This is a genomic window from Mycolicibacterium hippocampi, assembly GCF_010723735.1.
In the GTDB taxonomy this organism is placed as follows: Bacteria; Actinomycetota; Actinomycetes; order Mycobacteriales; family Mycobacteriaceae; genus Mycobacterium; species Mycobacterium hippocampi.
The window spans coordinates 1,593,886-1,611,669 of sequence record NZ_BLLB01000002.1 but is presented as its reverse complement, the minus strand read 5'-3'; the positions used below and the strand labels follow the sequence as shown (position 1 = coordinate 1,611,669).

Here is a 17,784-nt window from a genome sequence, read left to right as displayed (position 1 = left end):
TCGTCGGGTTTCATCGGGGCGGCTCGATAGGCAGTGTCGGACCGCCGTACGGTGTCGGGATCGTGTACCGCCCTTGTGGTGTGGGATCGGTGGTGCGGCCCAGATCGGCGCCCGGCGGCGGACCGGCACCGTCATCGCCGGCCGGACGGGGCGCATTCTTCGCTCCGCGGACCAGGACGCCGGGATGGTCGTCGCGACAGTAGGTGTACATGAAGGGCTCCGGGTAGTCAGCCGAGGACGGTGGCAGACGGGGCGTTCCGTAATCACACGTGTAGCGCGGGTAAATGTCCCCGGTGGCCCACAGTCCGTTGTCGTGCATGATGCTGCCGATGGCATCGAGGACCGAGGTGCGGTAGTCGGGGAACAACGCGTTCAAGGCAGGGACCCGAAGATAAAGAAGCTGCGAAGTGGTGGTCAGATTCCCCAGCAGCTGCACCATGGTGTCGGAGTTGTCGACGAACAGATTGTCGATGGCGGTCAACGCTTCTGGAGCCTGATTGGTGAGCCTGCGGAACCCGTCGCGCATCCGGTTCACACCGTTGAAGGTCTGGTCGAGGTTCTCCGAGGCGACCCCGATGCCCTCGTTCTTGTCGGCCGCGAGGGACAGCACCACTCGACTGGTGCGCAGCATGCTGGTGGTCTCGGGCAGCACCGAATCGAGGGTCGACAGCAGGAAGGTGCCACCGTCGATGATGTCGGCGAGCTTCTGCGGTCCGGCATCGCTCATGCTGAGCTCTTCCCTGATGAGCTCGAGTTTGGCCGTATCCACCTGCGCGAGCGCACCATCGGCGTTCGCGAGCAGCGTCGCCAGACTCACCGGCACCGTGGTGTCCGCCTCGGCCACCACGCTTCCGTCACTCAGATACGGCCCCTCGCCGCTGGCGGCGACGAAGTCGATGTACTGCTCACCGGCCGGTGACAGCCCGGACACCCGCACCTCGCTCGACGCCGGGACCGCAACCGTCGAATCGACCGTCACGACCGCGTTGACACCCCCGGGAGTGATGTCCAGGCGTTCGACCCGGCCGATCGGGACGCCGCGCAATGTCACGTTCTGATTCGGCAGCAGTCCCCCGGATTCCGGCAGCGTCACCGTCACCCGGTAGCTCGACGCTACCGGGTTGACTTGCAGCGCACCGATGAACAGGTATCCGCTCGCCACGACCAAGGTCAGCAGCAGGGCGCCCGCCGACAACCAGGCCCGGCGCCGGTGGCCCATGCGGACGATCCCGACGATGCGGTCCGCTACGACGCCGATCATCGCGGTGCCTCAGCCGGCAGCACCGGCGCGGAAACCGGCGGCGCCGGCACCCCAGGTCCCGGAGGTGCCTGCGACGCGGGTGTCGGCGGCGGAGTCCATACCGATGCCGGTGGCGCCTGCGGTACCGCCCCCGGGGGTGGTGGCGGGGCCGGCGCCGCGGGGCCCGGGGCGGTCACGATCTGCCCTGGGTCGGTGAGGCTCGGCATCACCGGCAACTGCGGCACGCCGGGTCCCTTCCCCACGATCCGCTCCTGCAACCGGAAGAGGGTGTACTGAATCGACCCGACGAGCTGATGCCAGTTGTAGCGCTTGGGCCCGTGCAGACCGGTGTCCCCGGCAAACCCGATATCGGGAATCGATCCGAGCACCAACCGATCGATGCTGGCCCGCACCGCAATCGCATTGCTCGTTGTCGACTTGACGAACGGCGGCATCAACCGGTTCAGCGCGTAGAGCGTCGCATCGGGAGTCAGCACCACGTCGTTCCACGCCTCGGCGATCGTGTTGGCGTCCGCGATGACACTTCGACCGCTGGTGTCGGTCCCCCCGATCGACGGGAACTTCCTCAACTGCCCAGCGGTGTCGCCGATCTGCAGGACCAGATCGGTGATCTCGTTGGTGTGGGCGGCCAGGGTCTCGGTGGCCGGGCCGGCCTGCTCCATCAACTCGCCGAGATCGTCGTTCTTGGCCTCCAGCTGTTCGACCAGCCGCGAGGTCTCGGTCAGCGAGGTGGCGATCTGGTCGGACCGATTGTTCAGCGTCCCCAGGGTGTGGTTGGTCTTGCGGATCAGGTCACCGAATGCCTGGCCCTGATCACCGGTGGCACGACCCAGACCGTTGATGATGTTGGTGAAGTTCCGCACCGCACCGCCGTTCACCAGGATCGCCGCGGAGCTCAACACAGACTCGACAGTCGCTGCCGCAGTGGTGGATTCGATCGGTATGGTGTCGCCGTCCCCGAGCAATGGCGTACCCGCCGGCACCGCATCCGGAGGCCGGATCGAGACGAACACGTCCCCCAGCGGGGTTGCCGAACGCAACTCGGCGGTACTGCCCTGCGGCAACTGCACCCCGTCCCTGATGCGCAGCGTCGTCACCGCGGTGTAGTTGCGGGCCTCCATCGACTCCAGTTGTCCGATATCGGCCCCGGCAAGCCTGACCTTCGCCATCGCCGGCAGGTTCAGCGCGTTCGAGAACACCGCTGTCAACATGAAGCCATCCGAACCCCCGCCGGGTGCCGGTAGCGGCAGGCTGGCCAATCCCTCTGTCGCACAGCCTGTTATCGAGACGCAGGCGGCGAGTGCCAGTGTGGCGACAGACTTTCTGGGGTGGGCCATCACTTCTGCCCCATCGCCGCGAGGCCGTCCAGCACGTAGCTCAGACCGAAGTCGGGACCGAAGTCCTGCAGGGTACCGGTACTGCAGCCCAGCTGACGCAAACCCATCATGTTGCACATCTCTTTGACCGTTTGGGTGTCGAACAGCACCTTGTCGGTGAGCACATGGACGCGCACCGCCCCGTTGGTCCGGTCGATCGCGTTGTAGATGTTGTCCAGTGTCATCGGAGCCAGGTCGAGGAGCTCTGCGAGATCCCGCCGATGGTCCACCGTCGTGTTCAACGCCATGTCGCCGTTGGCGACAATCTGCTTGATTGCATCCCGGTGGGTGACCAGCACCTCACCCAACTGGTTGACCACGTCATCGATCTTCTTTCCGGTCGTCCCGGTACCGAAGTTCTCGTCGGCGAGTACCTGACTGAGTTGCCTCACATGCGAGCCGAATTCCCGCAGGGTGGCATCGTTGTTGGCCGCCGCCTCGAACAACGTGCTGACGTTCCTGATGACCGCACTCAGCTGGTCCCGGGTCATCGCGCCTCGATCTGAGCTCAGCCGCAGAGCTTCGGACAGCTCGCCGAGCGCATCCTTCATCGCCTGACCGTTCCCGTCGGCAATCGCGGCGCTGGCGTCGACGACGCCGGCGACCGGACCGCCCCCCTGGCCGTCGCCGTGAAGCGAGGTGGACAGCTTGTCGAGCACGTCGAGCACCCTGGCGAACTCGACCGGAGTGGTCGTGCGATTGAGGCCGATGGTGTCGCGGTGCTGCAAGGTCGGCCCGCCCCGGTAGGGCGGTGTCAGTTCGATCTGCCGGTCGGTCAGAATCGAGTTCGAGATGGTCACCGCCTGGACATCAGCAGGCACCTGGACGTCACCGTCAACGGTGAACTCAACCTCTACGTAGCCACCCTTCGCGACGATCTTGGTGACCTGTCCCACCGGCATTCCCAGTACCGCAACGGTATTGCCCTCATAGAGTCCAGCCACATTGTCGAACTGCGCGGTCACCGAGATGGTGTCGAGCCGGTCCGACACCACGGACCATCCGACTGCAGCAACGCCGGTGGCGACCACCACTGCCGTGGCGAACAGTGCCACCAGCCGTGTTCTGACGCTCATCATTTGCAGTCCTTGAAGTACTCGATCATGTCGAATTGTTTGGCCCGGCCGCTGATCGCGCACATCCACGAATCGACGAGCAATCCGTTGGCGGCGTTGAAATCGACCGCGTTGCCCGAACCGGTGGCGTTGGCCAGGCCGCGCAACGCCAGCGGGGCCGACTGCAGGACACTGCGCAGCATCGCGTCGTTCTGGCCGAGCATGTCGGAGAGCTCCCGGACATCGACCAGGAGCCCCTCCAGCTCGTGACGGTCATCGATCACGATATTGCTCAGCGTCTCAACAAGATTGGTGATCGCGTTCATCATGGCGTGGAAAGATGCCCGCCGCATCACGAACTCGCCCAACAGATCGTTACCCTGCCGGACCATGCTGGCGATATTCGCCTGCTGACGGCGCAGTGTGGTGCTGACCAGTTCCGTGGTTTCCAGCAACGAGCCGAGTTGGTCGCGGCGGTCGGCGACGATCGTCGACAGTGTATGGGTGTTCTCCAGCGCCTGCGGGACCACCGGTGGCAGCCCCTGCAACTGCTCGCCGAGGATTCCGAGCGTCTCGGCGAACTGGTCGGTATCGACCTGTTCGTAGGTGGTCGTGACGTCTGCCAGGGCCTCCTGCAGATCGTAGGGGACCTCGGTGTGGGCGAGATCGAACCTGCCGTCGGGCAGCGAGCCCCCGCCGGCGGGCTGCAGTGACAGGTAGCGCGAACCGAGAATGGTGGTGACCTTGATGATCGCCCGGGAGTCCGCGCCGAGTTCGACGTCATTGCGCACCTTGAGACCGGCCTTGACGTGGTCCCCCGCCAACTCCATGCTCGTCACCTCACCGACCGGAATCCCGGCGACGGTGACCGGATTACCCGGTCGCAGCGCAGCCGCCTGGAGGAACTGCGCCGTGTAGTGGCGGTAACCGACGTCGGCGGCCTGCACCAACAGCAACGCCCCGACAAGCACGCTCACCACGATGATCGCGAGGAGGCCGAACCCGACCTTGTTGCGGTCCTCCAGTGACCGCCGCGACTTCTTCTTCGATTCAGCCATTTGCCATGTTCCTGCACTTCGGGGAGTAACGGGCCTTGTTGCCGGGTGTCGCCGCATCGACGACGATCGGCACCACGTCGTTGAGTCCGGGGAAGAATCCGGTGGCGTTGAGGTCGCAGGCATATGCGTTGGCATAGGCTCCGTCACCGGTGAGCCGGGCAAAACCCTTGAGCAGCAACGGCAGATTGGCGCCGGTGAACGCCAGCTGAGGTTCGATGCCAACCATGTGCTGGGCGAACCCCGGCTGACGATCCACCAGCTCCTTCAGATCTGGGTACACCTCATCGGTGATCTCCGAGAGCTGCTGAACCACCCTTGCGATCGACCCCGTCGAGTCCACCAACGCGGACCGCCGCCCGTCGAAGATGGACACCGCCGACTGTGCCTCGGTGAGAATCTGATCGAGGCTGTCGTTGTGCTGAGCGAGGTTTCTCATCACCATGTTCAGGTCGGTGATCACTGTGCCGAGTTCCTCGTCGTGGCCGGCGAATGAGTCGGTCAACCGGGATGTCTGGTCCACGAGTGCGGTGATCGATGCCTCGTCGCCCTGTAGCGACTGGATGACGCCTCGGGTGAGGTTGTCGGCATCCCTCGGGTTGAGCAGGCTGAACAACGGCTCGTAACCGTTGAGCAGTCTGGTCACGTCGAACGACGGATCGGACCGCTCGATGGGGATGACGCTGCCCGCCGGCAACGGGTCGGGCTCTCCCCTGGTACCCAGCGACAGACCGAGATAACGCTGACCGACGATGTTCTGGTAAGTCACAGATGCGACGGTGGTCCCCAGCAGCTGCTGGTTGCTCTGGACCACGAACGACACCTTGGCGAGATGACCTTGCAGCTCGATGCTCTGCACCCGGCCGACCCGGACACCGGCCATTCGGACGTCATCACCCTCACGCAGCCCGAACACATCGGTGAACATCGCCGCGTACGGTGCCGTCGTCCCGGCCACATCGCGCCGGAGCGTGACGTACACCAGCCACGTCAGAGTGACGGCCACGACCATGAAGATCGACAATCCTGCCAGTGCGCCGCGGTGTTTCATCGAGGCTCCTCGCTGATGGCGTCGTTCGTCGAAACCGTGGTCCCACGTGCCACCGGACCGAGCAGCAGCTGGGTCGCCACCGTGGCCGGTTGACCGGTGACGATGCCGAGTTGAGTGCGTTCCTGTTGGCTGCCAACAGGTCCCACGTTCCCACCGAACGATGCTGGCGCCGCCGTTGGATCGCCCGGGCGCGGCGCCACCGGGGCCGGCGGCGACAACGGTGTCGGCGGCGGGGGGACCGGGACCAACGCCGGGTTGGCGGTGCCAGGCACCGGCTGCGACGGAGCCATCCACGGGGGTAGCGGCGGATTGGGGTCCGTCAGATCGGGATTGGGGTTCACCAGCGGCGGGCCCACGGCGACCAGATTGCCGCTGGGCCCGATCTCGGTGCCCGGTGGGGGCATCAGGTCCGCAGGCGGCTGGTAGTTCTGTGGCAACAGCACATCCGGTAGTTCGGGCCGAGTCGGCACCAGCGGGGCGGTGAAACAACTCGGCCCCTTCAGCCCGGCGTACTCCGGGCAGTCCGCCCTGGTGTATGAGTAGGTCGGCGTGAACGACAGGTTCACCCGCAAGTTGCCGATGTCCCGCTCGTGGATCCAGACCTCGTCGAAGAACCGGTCCGACAGCTCATCCAGTTTGACGAACGCGGGCACCCAGTGGTGCGAGGTCTGGGCCAGGCTGCCGATCACCGGGGTCAGTTCGGTGGTGATCCGGACCATCCGATCGGTGTGGTTGTTCAGCGCGGTGTGCGTCGTGCCCACCGTGTGGATGCCGCCGTTGACGAACGCGGTGAGCTGTGCGTCCTGCTCGACGAGCGTCTGCATGGGTTGCACCGCCTGGTGCAGCGCGTCGACGAGCTCGGGGGTGGTCTGCGCGAGGCCGCGCGTCGCATCCACGAGTGCCGAGACCGTGGTCTGGTCCGGCTCGGTGGCCACGATCTGATCGAGCTGATCGACCAGCCGGTTCAACTGCGCACCGCTGGTGAGCAATTCGGTTCGACGATTCTCGGTCGCCGCGTTCACCGCGGCGAGAATGCCGATCGTATCGTCCTCGCGACCGCGCCCGGTCGCAGCGAGGATGTCCCGTAACTTGCTGATGGTGGTCTGAAACAACACGGTCGGCAACTCGGTGTCCTCGGGGATCTCGGCCCCGGACGCGATGGGCGGCCCGCCGCCGGAATCCACGAGTTGCACCGACGACACCGCAAAGACGTTGCTGGGCACCACCCGTGCGGTCACGCCTGACGGGATCGCCCTGGCGTATTCCGACTTGAGGTCGATGTGCACGAAGTTGGGGTCCCCGTAGGCCGCTGGCGTGACGTCGGTGACCGCGCCGACCAACACACCGTGGTACTTGACGTCGGAGCGCTGCGGCAGGCCGTCGCCGACGTTCACCAAGGCGGCGACCACCCGCACGCTGGACTCGAGGCGCCCGGTCGACTTGAGCAGAAGCAGGCCGGCGACAAGTGCGGTCATCACGATCAGCGCGATGCCGCTGCCGAGGAGTTGCCGTTCGGTGGGGCCACGCCCGTCCAGCTCAAAGGGATTCGCCATCTAACCTCCGAACCTCGCTCCGGCATCGATGGACCACAGGGCCATCGTCAGCAGCATGTTGACCATGATCACCACGGTGATGCTGGCCCGCATCGCGTGGCCGGCAGCGACACCGACACCGACCGGGCCGCCGCTGGCGTAGAAGCCGTAGTAGCACTGGACCGTCGATGCGATCCACACGAAGATGATGGTCTTGAGGACCGAGTAGAGGATGTCCTGCCCGGACAGCATCAAGCTGAAGTAGTGCAGGTACGAACCCGTCGACCCGCCGCTGATTATCTGGACCACAAACTGGGTGGTCAGGTAGCTGACCGCGAGGCACGCGACGTAAAGCGGGATCACCGCGATCACCGAAGCCATCAGTCGGGTCGTCACCAGGTACGGGATAGGCCGGATGCCAAGGGATTCGAGCGCGTCGATCTCCTCGGCGATGCGCATCGAACCCAGCTGTGCGGTGAACCGGCAGCCGGCTTGGGTGGCAAAGGCCAGTGATGCCGCGATCGGAGCGAGTTCGCGGGTGTTCACCAACGACGAGATGATGCCGGTGGCGGGGCCGAGCCCGAGCAGGTCCAGGAAGTTGTACCCCTCGATGCCGACCAGCGCACCGACGGTGATGCCGAGCACGATGGCCACCCCGGCGGTTCCGCCGCCGACCACCAATGAGCCGTTGCCCCAGGCGACGTCGGAGAGCAGCCGGGTGAACTCGGCGCGGTAGTGCCGCAACACCACCGGAACACCCATGACGGCGCGGCCGAAGAACGCCAGCATGTGACCGAGCCGCACGATCGGCGTCGTCCCCCGCCGGTACATTCGCAACAGTCCGCCGACCACGGCGGGTGAGAACGTCGACGCCGCCATCGCTATAGCCCGACCCGCGGGAACATCATGATGTAGAGCTGGCTGATCGCGACGTTGACGATCATCAGCACCAGAATCGACTCGACCACCGCGGCGTTGACCGAGTTCGCGACCCCGGTGGGGCCGCCCTGGGTGGACAGGCCCTTCTGACAGGACACCACCGCGACGATGGCACCGAAGATCACGGCCTTGACCAGTGCCACCACCAGATCACCGGTGGTCGCGAACGACGCGAAGGTCGCGACGAAGCTGCCGGGTGCGCCGTTCTGGAAGTAGACGTTGAACAGGTAGCTGGCGAGGAAGCCGACGAAACAGACCATGCCGGTGAGCGCTACGCCGACGAGGACGGCGGCGGCGAATCGGGGAACGACGAGCCGCCGAATCACCGAGACACCCATGACTTCCATTGCGTCGGTCTCCTCGCGCATCTTGCGCGATCCCAGGTCGGCGGTGATCGCCGATCCAACGGCAGCGGCCATCAGGATCGCCGCGGTCAGCGACGCCGCCTGGCGGATGACGGCGAGCCCACTTGCGGCGCCTGCCAGCGACGTGGCACCCACCTGACCTGCCAGCAGCGCGAACTGGATGGACAGGGTGACGCCGATCGGGAGTGCCACCAGGACGGTCGGCAACACGGCGGTGCCGGCCATGAACGCGCCCTGCCTGATGAACTCCTGCCACTGGAACCGGCCCGTGAACAAGTCGATGAAGAAGTACTGCAGGGTCCGCACGCCGAGCACGAACTGATCTCCGACGGTGGACAGTGACGCCATCGGGTGACGCCTGACGTAGCCGCCGGCCCAGCCCGTGATCACGTCGACGCCGTCGCCGGGCGCCCGCCCACCATGGACAACGGCCCTTGGTGTATCTGAATGGTTGTTCACTTAATGTCCGTGACTTGCGTGCCGTGTGAGATCTGTCCGTCCCTTATTCGTGCTGAATGTGGTCATACAACACCAGCTGCCCAGCTGTTGTCGAGCGCACCTCGGCCCTACCCGCGAACTATGCACACCGATAGGGAGCAGTATGACCGCTAACTTTTTTCGATGGGACGGTTTCCCGATTTCCCACGCTGAACATGCGGGGTCACATGTTGACACGAGCTATCGCTCGTGTTCAATTCGCGTTGGCGGGGCGACTCAGCCGAGGTCGGGGAAGCACTCTTCGGGTGGAGTCGGCCACGGTCGCAGGTAGCTCAGCGCCATGAGGGTGAGCTCGTCGATGAACTGATCGCGACTGATGGCCGGCTGATCGAGAACGTAGCGAACGCAGAGGTGCTCGACCATCCGCACCAGCATCCATGACGCCGTGTCCAGCGTGGTTCCGGGTCGGATCTGCTGTCGATTGATCGTCAGATATGCCACGGTGAGCTCGCCGATTCGCTGCTCGAACGCGATCAACTTGCTGCCCGCGCCCAGCCGCGGCGTCTGTTCCATGACCGCCCGCAGGAACTCCGGGTGCACGTCCAGAGCGTCGACCAATGCGGCAATCGACTCCCGCACGTAGTCGGGCGCCGGCTGGTCCAATCGCTCCGACACCCGTGCGGCAACACGGGAGGACAGCTGGTCGCTGTAGCGGTCGATGACCGCCGCCGCGATCGCGTCTTTGTTGGGGAAGTACTGATAAAGCGATCCCGGGCTGATCCCCGCGGCCGCGGCGATGCGGTTGGTCGACGCGCCGTCATAGCCGTGGGTGATCAACATCTGCTGCCCCGCGTCGAGGATGCGCTCGACCATCGCCCTGGATCTTTCCTGGCTCGGCGCTCGGCGCTGGCGCGGAGATGGCTTGCGGCTCATGAGGACGCGAATTGAACGCGAGTAATCGCTCGTGTCAGCATGACGTCCATGTTGACACAGGACACCGACGTCACGCACCCCCGGCGGTTCATGGCGGCCCAGTACCGCAACCGCCGCCTCGGCCGTCCCCTCCGCCTGCTCACCAGAACGGTGCGTCCCGACCGTGAATTGATCGACACGATCGGACAACGCCTCATGCACCGCGACGAAGTGGGGGCGGCGTTGGTCGCCGCGATGCGGATCGACGAACCAGGACATCCCGACCGGGTGACCATGGGGCAGTTCAAACAGGCGCTGCACCACGGCGTCGACAGCGTGCCGCAATGCCCGCCGCCGCTGCGCGACTTCTTCGCCACCGTCGAGCACGTCCCGTCCTGGGTGGACTTCGACCTCGTCAACGAGGGTGCGAGCGCCTACCGCAGGCTGGGCACCAACGCCTCGGATGTCATGTTGCAGTTGTCGTTGATCGGCGGGTACCGCTTCGGCGGCCCGACCGATCTGCTCGTCGAAACCGGCGGTTTGACCGGACGGAAAACCGTACGCCGACTGGCCGAGACGCAGAAATGGGCGATCGCCGTTTCCCAACCCGACGCGATGCGTCGCGAGGGCGAAGGTTTTGCGCTGACCGTCCACGTGCGCTTGATGCACGCGCTCGTCAACCATCAGTTCGAGACGAACGGTCGTTGGGACATCGAGAAGTGGGGCCTGCCGATCAATCAGACCGACCAGGCCGCGACACTGGGTTTGTTCAACGGGGCCCTGCTGCTGGGTGTGCGGATGCTCGGAGTCCGGGTCAGCAGTGCCGAGTCCCGGGCGATCATGCACATGTGGAAGTACGTCGGTTGGCTGATGGGTGTCGACGAAGATTGGTTGTGCGACAGAGAAGCTGAGCAACACCGACTGAACTACCACCTGCTGATCACCCAATCGACGGTCAGCGAGGCCGGACCGGCACTGGCCAACGCGATCGTCGATGCGCAACGTGCACTCCACTATCCAAATCTGGTGGGCCTGCGCGGCGCCTACGCCCGCGCCCGGTTGCTGAGCATGCTGAGGTACTTCCTTCTAGCAGAAGGCATGGACGATCTCGGGCTGCCCCGTGCACTTCCCTGGGCCATCGTCCCGGTCATCGCGAAGAATGCCGTTCGCTACCAGATGCTTTCACGTACCCGTCGGGGCAGGGCATACTTGGAGCGCTGGGGTAAGCGATCGAGCGACGACCTGCTGGACAAGTACTTCGGAGAGCAGCAGCATGCCGTCGGTGAACTCCCGGGCTGAGCTCGGGCCCCAGTCCCTGCTGTGGAGGTGGGCGGGTGACATGCGGATCGCCTTCGAGGGCGGCACCGCAGGCCTGCTGCAGACGATGCACCCGGCCATCGGGCAGGGATTGATCGACCACTCGGACTTCTTCGATGACCCGGTCGATCGTGTGTTCCGTTCGCTCCCCGGCATTCTCGGTACCGTCTACGACGGCGCGCAGGCCGAGGAGACGGGGCTGCGCGTCCGCGACTTCCACCACGACATCAAGGGAACGCTGGGCGCGCGCTTCGGCGGAGGCCGCTACCATGCGCTGGACCCGGCAACGTTCTGGTGGGCGCACGCGACTTTCCAACGGATGGTCGACCGACTGGCGACGTATTGGGACCGGTACCGGCTCACCGAGCAAGACAGCCAGCGACTCTACGCGGAGGGCCGCGAGTGGTACCGGCGCTACGGCATGACGGACAGCGTCGTCCCCGCGGACCGCGCCGCGTTCGAGCGGGAGGTCGCGCGCTACTGCCGCGACGTTCTCGAGCCGAACCCGGCCTCGGACTATCTGATCGAGTTCATCAACCGGCGCACCATCCCGGACATGAGCGCGTCTGCCGACTATCCGAGCCATCCGCGGCTGCGACCCCTGGCCGACGCGCTGCTTCCCACGAAGCCGGTCCGGATGGCTTTGGCGCCCCCGATGCGTCTGGTCATATTCGGTGGTCTGCCTTCCGTCGTGCGGGAGCGCTTCGAGATCCGGTGGAGCCGCACCGACGAACGTCGGTACCGCGCGATCCGGGCCGGTATCCGCGCGGGGTGGGTCTATGTGCCCGCGTCGTTCAAGTGGTACCCGGCCGCGCGCAAGGGATGGCTGCGCGAATGGGGTCAGGTGCCCGGCCGGTTCGACGACTTCTGAAGACTTCTGAAGACTTCTGAAAATTTTCTCGAGTTCATGTCGATTCCCGGTCTCGCCGATCGACGTCGTTGTGAGGGCCCGGTGAACAAGACTGGACGGACCCTTCCCGACAAAAGAAGGAGAGAACGATGACCCGCTACATGCTGATCCTGCGGTCGACCCCGGAGGCCGAGAAGGCGATGGAGAACGTCGACTTCAACGAGGTGATCGAGGCGATGGGCCGCTACAACGAGGAGCTCATCAAGGCCGGGGTGCTGCTGGCCGGCGAGGGGCTCGCCGGGCCCGAGGAGGGCTTCGTCGTCGACTTCGACTCCGACACCCCGGTGGTGACCGACGGCCCGTACACCGAGGCCAAGGAGCTGTTCAACGGTTTCTGGGTGCTCGGGGTGTCGTCGATCGAGGAGGCCAAGCAGTGGGCGCTGAAGTGCCCGCTGGGTCCTGGCGCCCGGCTGGAAGTGCGTCGCATCACCGAGACCGAGGAGTTCCCGCAGGACAACGAATGGGTCCAGAAGGAGCTGAGGTGGAAGAAGGAGGGCGTCTGGCAGTAGCTGGCCCCGATCTCGGCGGAACTGCGTTCCAGCAGCAAGAGTGCAAGGCAATGTCAACCGGTTAGTGCAACATTTAGGCGGCTTGGCTAAGAAGTGCGTTGAGTCGTTGGCCGGGTGTGTCGAGGTCGAGGGTGGGCCGTGGCCGGGTGTTGAGTTTGTCGGCGATACGTCTGAGGTCGGCTTTGGTGTAGCCGCTCAGATCGCTGCCCTTTTCGAACCAGAACCTCAATAACCGGTTGGTGTTTTCGTTGGTGCCGCGCTGCCACGGTGAGTGCGGGTTGCAGAAGTACACCGGGGTGCCCAGGGCCATCTTGATGTGCTGCCAGTTCGCCATCTCGCTGCCGCGGTCCCAGGTGATCGATCGGCGCAGGTGATCGGGCAGTTCGGCCATCGCCTCGATCATCGCCGCAGCCACGGTCTCGGCGGTGTGGTCGCCGGGCAGATGCAACAAGATGGTGAACCGGGTGCTGCGCTCGACCAGGGTGCCGATCGCGCTGCGGTTGCCCGAGCCCATGATCAGATCGCCTTCCCAATGCCCGGGTACGGCACGATCGCCGGCTTCAGCGGGGCGATCGCTGATAGTGAAGATTTCCCCAGGGGTGTAGACACCGCTGCGGCCGGGGTGCCCACGGGGTTTGCGTGTGGAGCGTTTCGTCGACAGGCATTTGTGCAGATCAGCACGTAACTGACCACGAGTCTGAACATAGAGGCTCTGGTAGAGGGTCTCGTGGCTCATCTGCATCAGCTTGTCATCGGCAAAGTCACACGCCAACATCTGCGAGATCAGCCTCGGGCTCCAGCCGTCGTCCATCCAGGCTTCGATCATCGAACACAGCCGGTGATCGCTGAGCTTGAAATTCTTCGGGCGGCGGGCGTTGTCGGTGGCCCGGCCTGGGCCATCAAGGCGTGGTAATCGCCGTTGGGCAGGCTGTTTCGCCGCACTTCGCGCCAGATCACCGATCGGTCGCGCTTGAGCCGGCGACCGATCTCGGCGAAACTGAGACCGGCCTGCAGGCCGCGGTCGATCTCAAAGCGTTCAGCGAAGCTCAGCCGATGTCCGCGCCCACCAGCACGTGTCAGATCTCCCGCGTAGGCCAGTCCACCCAGGCCGTCGCCGCCTATCCGTAATTTCATGCCCCCAGCCTGGCGCCACCACAACCAGCCGGTACGTCGCGACACGCTCACCCGCAACGACGCCTCAGTCGTGGTCATCCCGCCACAGACCAGATCGAAGAACTCCCGCTTGACTACCCACGGCACCGGAAACCCTGACGGCATAGCAACCCCTCAAATCACTGGATGTTGCATTGACCGTATGAATCTGCCCAAGAGCACGCCTGCTGGAATGCAGTTCCGGCGGAAATGGTGCAGACCCTGTGACTGGAATTGGAACACGTTCTAGTCTGGTCCCCATGAGTGACTTGCTGCGCCATCCCCTGCACTCCGGCCACCTCACGGTGGGTGCGCTCAAACGACACAAGGACCGACCGGTGCTGTTCCTCGGGGACACCACGATGACCGGCGGCGAGCTCGCCGATCGCATCAGCCAGTACATCCAAGCCTTCGAAGCGGTGGGGGCGGGAACCGGCGCGGCGGTGGGTCTGCTCTCCCTGAATCGGCCCGAGGTGCTGATGATCATCGGCGCCGGCCAGTCACAGGGTTACCGCCGCACCGCGCTACACCCTCTGGGGTCACTGGACGACCACGCCTACGTGCTCTCCGATGCCGAGGTGACGTCGCTGATCATCGACCCCAACCCGATGTTCGTCGAGCGTGCGCTGGGCCTGATGCAGAAGGTGCCGTCGCTCGAGCAGATCCTGACGATCGGCCCGGTGCCCGCCGAACTCGCGGACAGCGGCGTCAAGGCCATCGACCTGAACGCGGAGGCGGCGAAGTATCCGGCCAAGCCCCTGGTGGCAGCCGACCTGCCGCCCGACCACATCGGCGGGCTGACCTACACCGGCGGCACCACCGGCAAGCCCAAGGGTGTCATCGGGACGACGCAGTCGATCACGACGATGACCACGGTGCAGTTGGCCGAGTGGGAGTGGCCGGAGAACCCGCGCTTTCTGATGTGCACACCGCTGTCCCACGCCGGTGCGGCGTTCTTCACCCCCGTCATCGTCAAGGGTGGCGAACTGATCGTGCTGACGAAGTTCGACCCGGCCGAGGTGCTGCGGGTGATCGAGGAGCAGAAGATCACCGCGACGATGCTGGTGCCCTCGATGATCTACGCGCTGATGGACCATCCCGACTCCCACACCCGGGACCTGTCGTCGCTGGAGACGGTGTACTACGGGGCCTCGGCGATGAACCCGGTCCGGTTGGCCGAGGCGATCCGGCGGTTCGGGCCGATCTTCGCGCAGTACTACGGCCAGTCCGAAGCGCCGATGGTGATCACCTACCTGCCCAAGAAGGACCACGACGAGAAGCGGCTGACCTCGTGCGGGCGCCCGACGCTGTTCGCGCGGGTGGCGCTGCTGGGTGAGGACGGAACCCCGGTGCCGCAGGGGGAGGTCGGCGAGATCTGCGTGTCGGGACCGCTGCTGGCCGGGGGGTACTGGAACCTGCCCGATGCCACCGCAGACACGTTCCGCGACGGCTGGATGCGTACCGGCGACCTGGCCCGGGAAGACTCCGACGGCTTCTACTACATCGTGGACCGCACCAAGGACATGATTGTCACCGGCGGTTTCAACGTGTTCCCGCGCGAGGTGGAAGACGTTGTGGCCGAGCATCCGTCGATCGCCCAGGTGTGTGTGATCGGTACGCCCGACGAGAAGTGGGGCGAGGCGGTGACGGCCGTGGTGGTGCTGCGGCCCGACATGGCCTCCGACGACGCCGCGGTCGCCACCATGACCGCCGAGATCCAGGCGTCGGTGAAGGAGCGCAAGGGCTCGGTGCATGTGCCCAAGCAGGTGATCGTCGTCGACTCGGTGCCGGTCACCGCGCTCGGCAAGCCGGACAAGAAGGCTGTGCGGGCGCAGTTCTGGGAGAGTTCCGGCCGGGCGGTCGGCTAGCTCTTTCAACCCGAAATGTCGGACCCCGCTGTCATGATGGTGGCATGTCTTCGGCGGCAACTTCTTTGGCTCCCAAGGAGCGTCTTGAGGTGTTGTTCGCCGAGTTGGCGGAGTTGGCGGGGCAGCGTAATGCCATCGATGGGCGGATCGTGGAGATCGTCGCCGAGATCGACCGCGACGAACTCTGCGGTCTGACCGGGGCCCGTTCGGTGGCCGGGCTGGTGGCCTGGAAACTGGGCACCTCACCGACCAACGCAAACACCATCACCACCATCGCCGGCCGGCTCGAGGAGTTTCCGCGCTGCACCCAGAGGTTGCGCGAGGGGCGGCTGTCACTCGATCAGGTCGGGGTGATCGCCGGGCGGGCCGCCGACGGCTCCGACGCCCACTACGCGAAGCTGGCCGAATCGGCGACGGTCACCCAACTGCACACCGCCCTCAAAGCAGCCCCCCGACCCAAACCCAAGCCCGAACCCAAGCCGCAACCCGAGCCGGAGCGGTCGGTCATCAAGACCGGCGACGACACCCACGCCACCTACAGGATCCGGCTGCCGCACGCTGAGGCCGCGGTCGTCGACGCCGCCCTGGCCTCCCACCTCGACGCCCTGGTCACCGACTGGCGCCACGACCACGACACCGGCGGACCGGTGTCGGATCAGGCGCCGCCGTTCCCGAGCACCGTGGATGCGTTCATGCGCCTGGTCGACGCCGGCTGGGACACCGAAGTAGCTCGCCGCCCACACGGGCAACGCACCACCGTGATCGCCCACCTCGACGTCGACCAACACCTCGCCGCCCTGCACCTCGGGCCATTGTTGTCCGACAGTGAACGCCGCATGATGCTCTGCGATGCGACCTGTGAGGTGTGGTTCCAACGCCACGGCCGGGTCATCGGCGCCGGCCGGGCCACCCGCACGGTCAACCGGCGGCTACGCCGCGCCCTGGAGCATCGGGACCGCTGCTGCGTGGTCCCCGGCTGCGGCGCCACCCGAGGTCTGCATGCCCATCATCTGCGGCACTGGGAAGACGGCGGCCCCACCGAACTCGACAACCTGGTCTTGCTGTGTCCCTACCATCACCGGCTGCACCACCAGGGCGGCATCACCCTCACCGGGCCCGCGCACCGCCTCAAAGTCACCGACAACGAAGGCCAGGAACTCAGTTCGGGATCACTGGCCCGACCACCCACCACAGCGCCCCCGGCCGTCGCCCCGTACCGCGGGCCGACCGGCGAACGCGCCCAATGGAAGTGGTACACCCCCTACCAACCACCACCACCAACCGACAATTAGCCGTCCTCTGGCAGCCGACGTGAGACGCGATCGCTTTCGTCGCCGCGACGGTTCCGACCCGGATCAGCCGTCCAGGGTCGCCAGGATGCCGTCGAGCAGCGCGGCGGCCGTCCGCGCCGCCCGCTCCACGTCGCCTGCGGCGATGTGCTCGAGCAGCACTGCGTGATCGACGATCTCCACCGGCTTCTCGTGGGTGGTCGCGACGCTGGCCGTGATGGCCTCGATCAAGCCCCGGTACAGCTCGGTGAGCATCGGGTTGTGCGAGCTGCGCACCACCGCGAGGTGGAACTCGGCGTCAGCGCGGGCGAACTCGTCGGTGTCGCCGGCCGCCTGGCACTGATCACGGCGGGCCAGCAACGCCGTCAGCTCTGCGAGGTCGGCCTCGGTACGGTTGGCCGCGGCCAGGCGCGTTCCTTCGACCTCCAGGCCGCGGCGCACCTGGAGCACGTCGCGTAACTCGGCGCCGCAGAGTCGGCGCAGTGCTCCCGACACCTCGCTGGTCGCCCGCACATAGGTGCCGTCCCCCTGCCGGACCTCCAGGATCCCGGCGTGGGCCAGGGCGCGAACCGCCTCGCGCACCGTGTTGCGTCCGACGCCGAGCGACTCCACGAGCACGGCCTCGTTGGGGATGCGCTGACCGACCGGCCATTCACCGGCGGTCACCGCATGCCGAAGCTGGTCGATGACCTGCTCGACCAGGCCGGCCCGCCGGGCAGTGCTCAACGGCACAGAGAGATCCTTTCAACCAATCA

The 17,784-nt window shown here is 65.7% G+C and carries 15 protein-coding genes and 1 pseudogene; 5 read left to right on the top strand and 11 right to left on the bottom strand.

The window, feature by feature from the left end; genetic code table 11:
* Positions 1-10: 10 nt before the first annotated feature.
* The 9 genes from G6N53_RS08905 to G6N53_RS08865 form a co-directional block, all read right to left on the bottom strand.
* Positions 11-1,261 carry an MlaD family protein gene (locus tag G6N53_RS08905; protein WP_163888149.1) on the bottom strand — a complete coding sequence of 417 codons (1,251 nt, stop codon included), beginning with the start codon at positions 1,259-1,261 and terminating at the stop codon, positions 11-13.
* A complete protein-coding gene (locus tag G6N53_RS08900) occupies positions 1,258-2,598 on the bottom strand; it encodes an MlaD family protein (RefSeq protein WP_163888148.1) in 1,341 nt (446 codons plus the stop codon). Before G6N53_RS08900 ends, G6N53_RS08905 begins: the two co-directional genes overlap by 4 nt.
* Positions 2,598-3,713 carry an MCE family protein gene (locus G6N53_RS08895; RefSeq protein ID WP_205390335.1) on the bottom strand — a complete coding sequence of 372 codons (1,116 nt, stop codon included), beginning with the start codon at positions 3,711-3,713 and terminating at the stop codon, positions 2,598-2,600. The genes G6N53_RS08900 and G6N53_RS08895 overlap by 1 nt, the downstream gene beginning before the upstream one ends.
* Entirely contained in the window at positions 3,713-4,750 is a 1,038-nt protein-coding gene (locus tag G6N53_RS08890) for an MCE family protein (RefSeq protein WP_163888146.1), read from the bottom strand. Before G6N53_RS08890 ends, G6N53_RS08895 begins: the two co-directional genes overlap by 1 nt.
* Positions 4,743-5,798 carry an MlaD family protein gene (locus G6N53_RS08885; protein ID WP_163888145.1) on the bottom strand — a complete coding sequence of 352 codons (1,056 nt, stop codon included), beginning with the start codon at positions 5,796-5,798 and terminating at the stop codon, positions 4,743-4,745. The genes G6N53_RS08890 and G6N53_RS08885 overlap by 8 nt, the downstream gene beginning before the upstream one ends.
* Positions 5,795-7,351, bottom strand: coding sequence for an MlaD family protein (locus G6N53_RS08880; protein WP_163888144.1), 1,557 nt, complete (start codon positions 7,349-7,351; stop codon positions 5,795-5,797). Before G6N53_RS08880 ends, G6N53_RS08885 begins: the two co-directional genes overlap by 4 nt.
* Complete coding sequence (locus tag G6N53_RS08875) at positions 7,352-8,209, bottom strand: ABC transporter permease (RefSeq protein WP_163888143.1); 858 nt, start codon at positions 8,207-8,209, stop codon at positions 7,352-7,354.
* 2 nt (positions 8,210-8,211) lie between these two features.
* Entirely contained in the window at positions 8,212-9,024 is an 813-nt protein-coding gene (locus G6N53_RS08870) for an MlaE family ABC transporter permease (protein ID WP_163895653.1), read from the bottom strand.
* 324 nt (positions 9,025-9,348) lie between these two features.
* The gene (locus tag G6N53_RS08865; RefSeq protein WP_163888142.1) at positions 9,349-9,945 is read right to left on the bottom strand and encodes a TetR/AcrR family transcriptional regulator; all 597 of its coding nucleotides are present in this window, start codon (positions 9,943-9,945) and stop codon (positions 9,349-9,351) included.
* Between the two features lie 99 nt (positions 9,946-10,044).
* Between G6N53_RS08865 and G6N53_RS08860 the strand changes: the two genes are divergently transcribed.
* The 3 genes from G6N53_RS08860 (at position 10,045) to G6N53_RS08850 (ending at position 12,720) form a co-directional block, all read left to right on the top strand.
* Positions 10,045-11,283: an oxygenase MpaB family protein gene (locus tag G6N53_RS08860; RefSeq protein WP_163888141.1), complete on the top strand. Its 1,239-nt coding sequence runs from the start codon at positions 10,045-10,047 to the stop codon at positions 11,281-11,283.
* On the top strand, positions 11,258-12,172 hold the full coding sequence (locus G6N53_RS08855) for an oxygenase MpaB family protein (RefSeq protein WP_163888140.1): 915 nt from the start codon (positions 11,258-11,260) through the stop codon (positions 12,170-12,172). Before G6N53_RS08860 ends, G6N53_RS08855 begins: the two co-directional genes overlap by 26 nt.
* Before the next feature lie 128 nt (positions 12,173-12,300).
* Complete coding sequence (locus G6N53_RS08850; RefSeq protein ID WP_163888139.1) at positions 12,301-12,720, top strand: YciI family protein; 420 nt, start codon at positions 12,301-12,303, stop codon at positions 12,718-12,720.
* 73 nt (positions 12,721-12,793) lie between these two features.
* On the opposite strand, the pseudogene G6N53_RS08845 reads toward G6N53_RS08850, so the two are convergent.
* A pseudogene (locus G6N53_RS08845) lies at positions 12,794-13,998 on the bottom strand (IS30 family transposase).
* 134 nt (positions 13,999-14,132) lie between these two features.
* Between G6N53_RS08845 and fadD8 the strand changes: the two are divergent.
* Both fadD8 and G6N53_RS08835 read left to right on the top strand, forming a co-directional pair.
* Positions 14,133-15,740 (top strand): fatty-acid--CoA ligase FadD8, encoded by a 1,608-nt coding sequence (fadD8, locus tag G6N53_RS08840; protein WP_163888138.1) that lies wholly within the window; start codon positions 14,133-14,135, stop codon positions 15,738-15,740.
* Positions 15,741-15,784: 44 nt separating this feature from the next.
* On the top strand, positions 15,785-17,032 hold the full coding sequence (locus G6N53_RS08835; RefSeq protein ID WP_163888137.1) for an HNH endonuclease signature motif containing protein: 1,248 nt from the start codon (positions 15,785-15,787) through the stop codon (positions 17,030-17,032).
* Between the two features lie 63 nt (positions 17,033-17,095).
* Here the strand turns inward: G6N53_RS08835 and G6N53_RS08830 are convergent, their stop codons facing one another.
* The gene (locus tag G6N53_RS08830) at positions 17,096-17,761 is read right to left on the bottom strand and encodes a FadR/GntR family transcriptional regulator (RefSeq protein ID WP_163888136.1); all 666 of its coding nucleotides are present in this window, start codon (positions 17,759-17,761) and stop codon (positions 17,096-17,098) included.
* Positions 17,762-17,784: the final 23 nt, after the last annotated feature.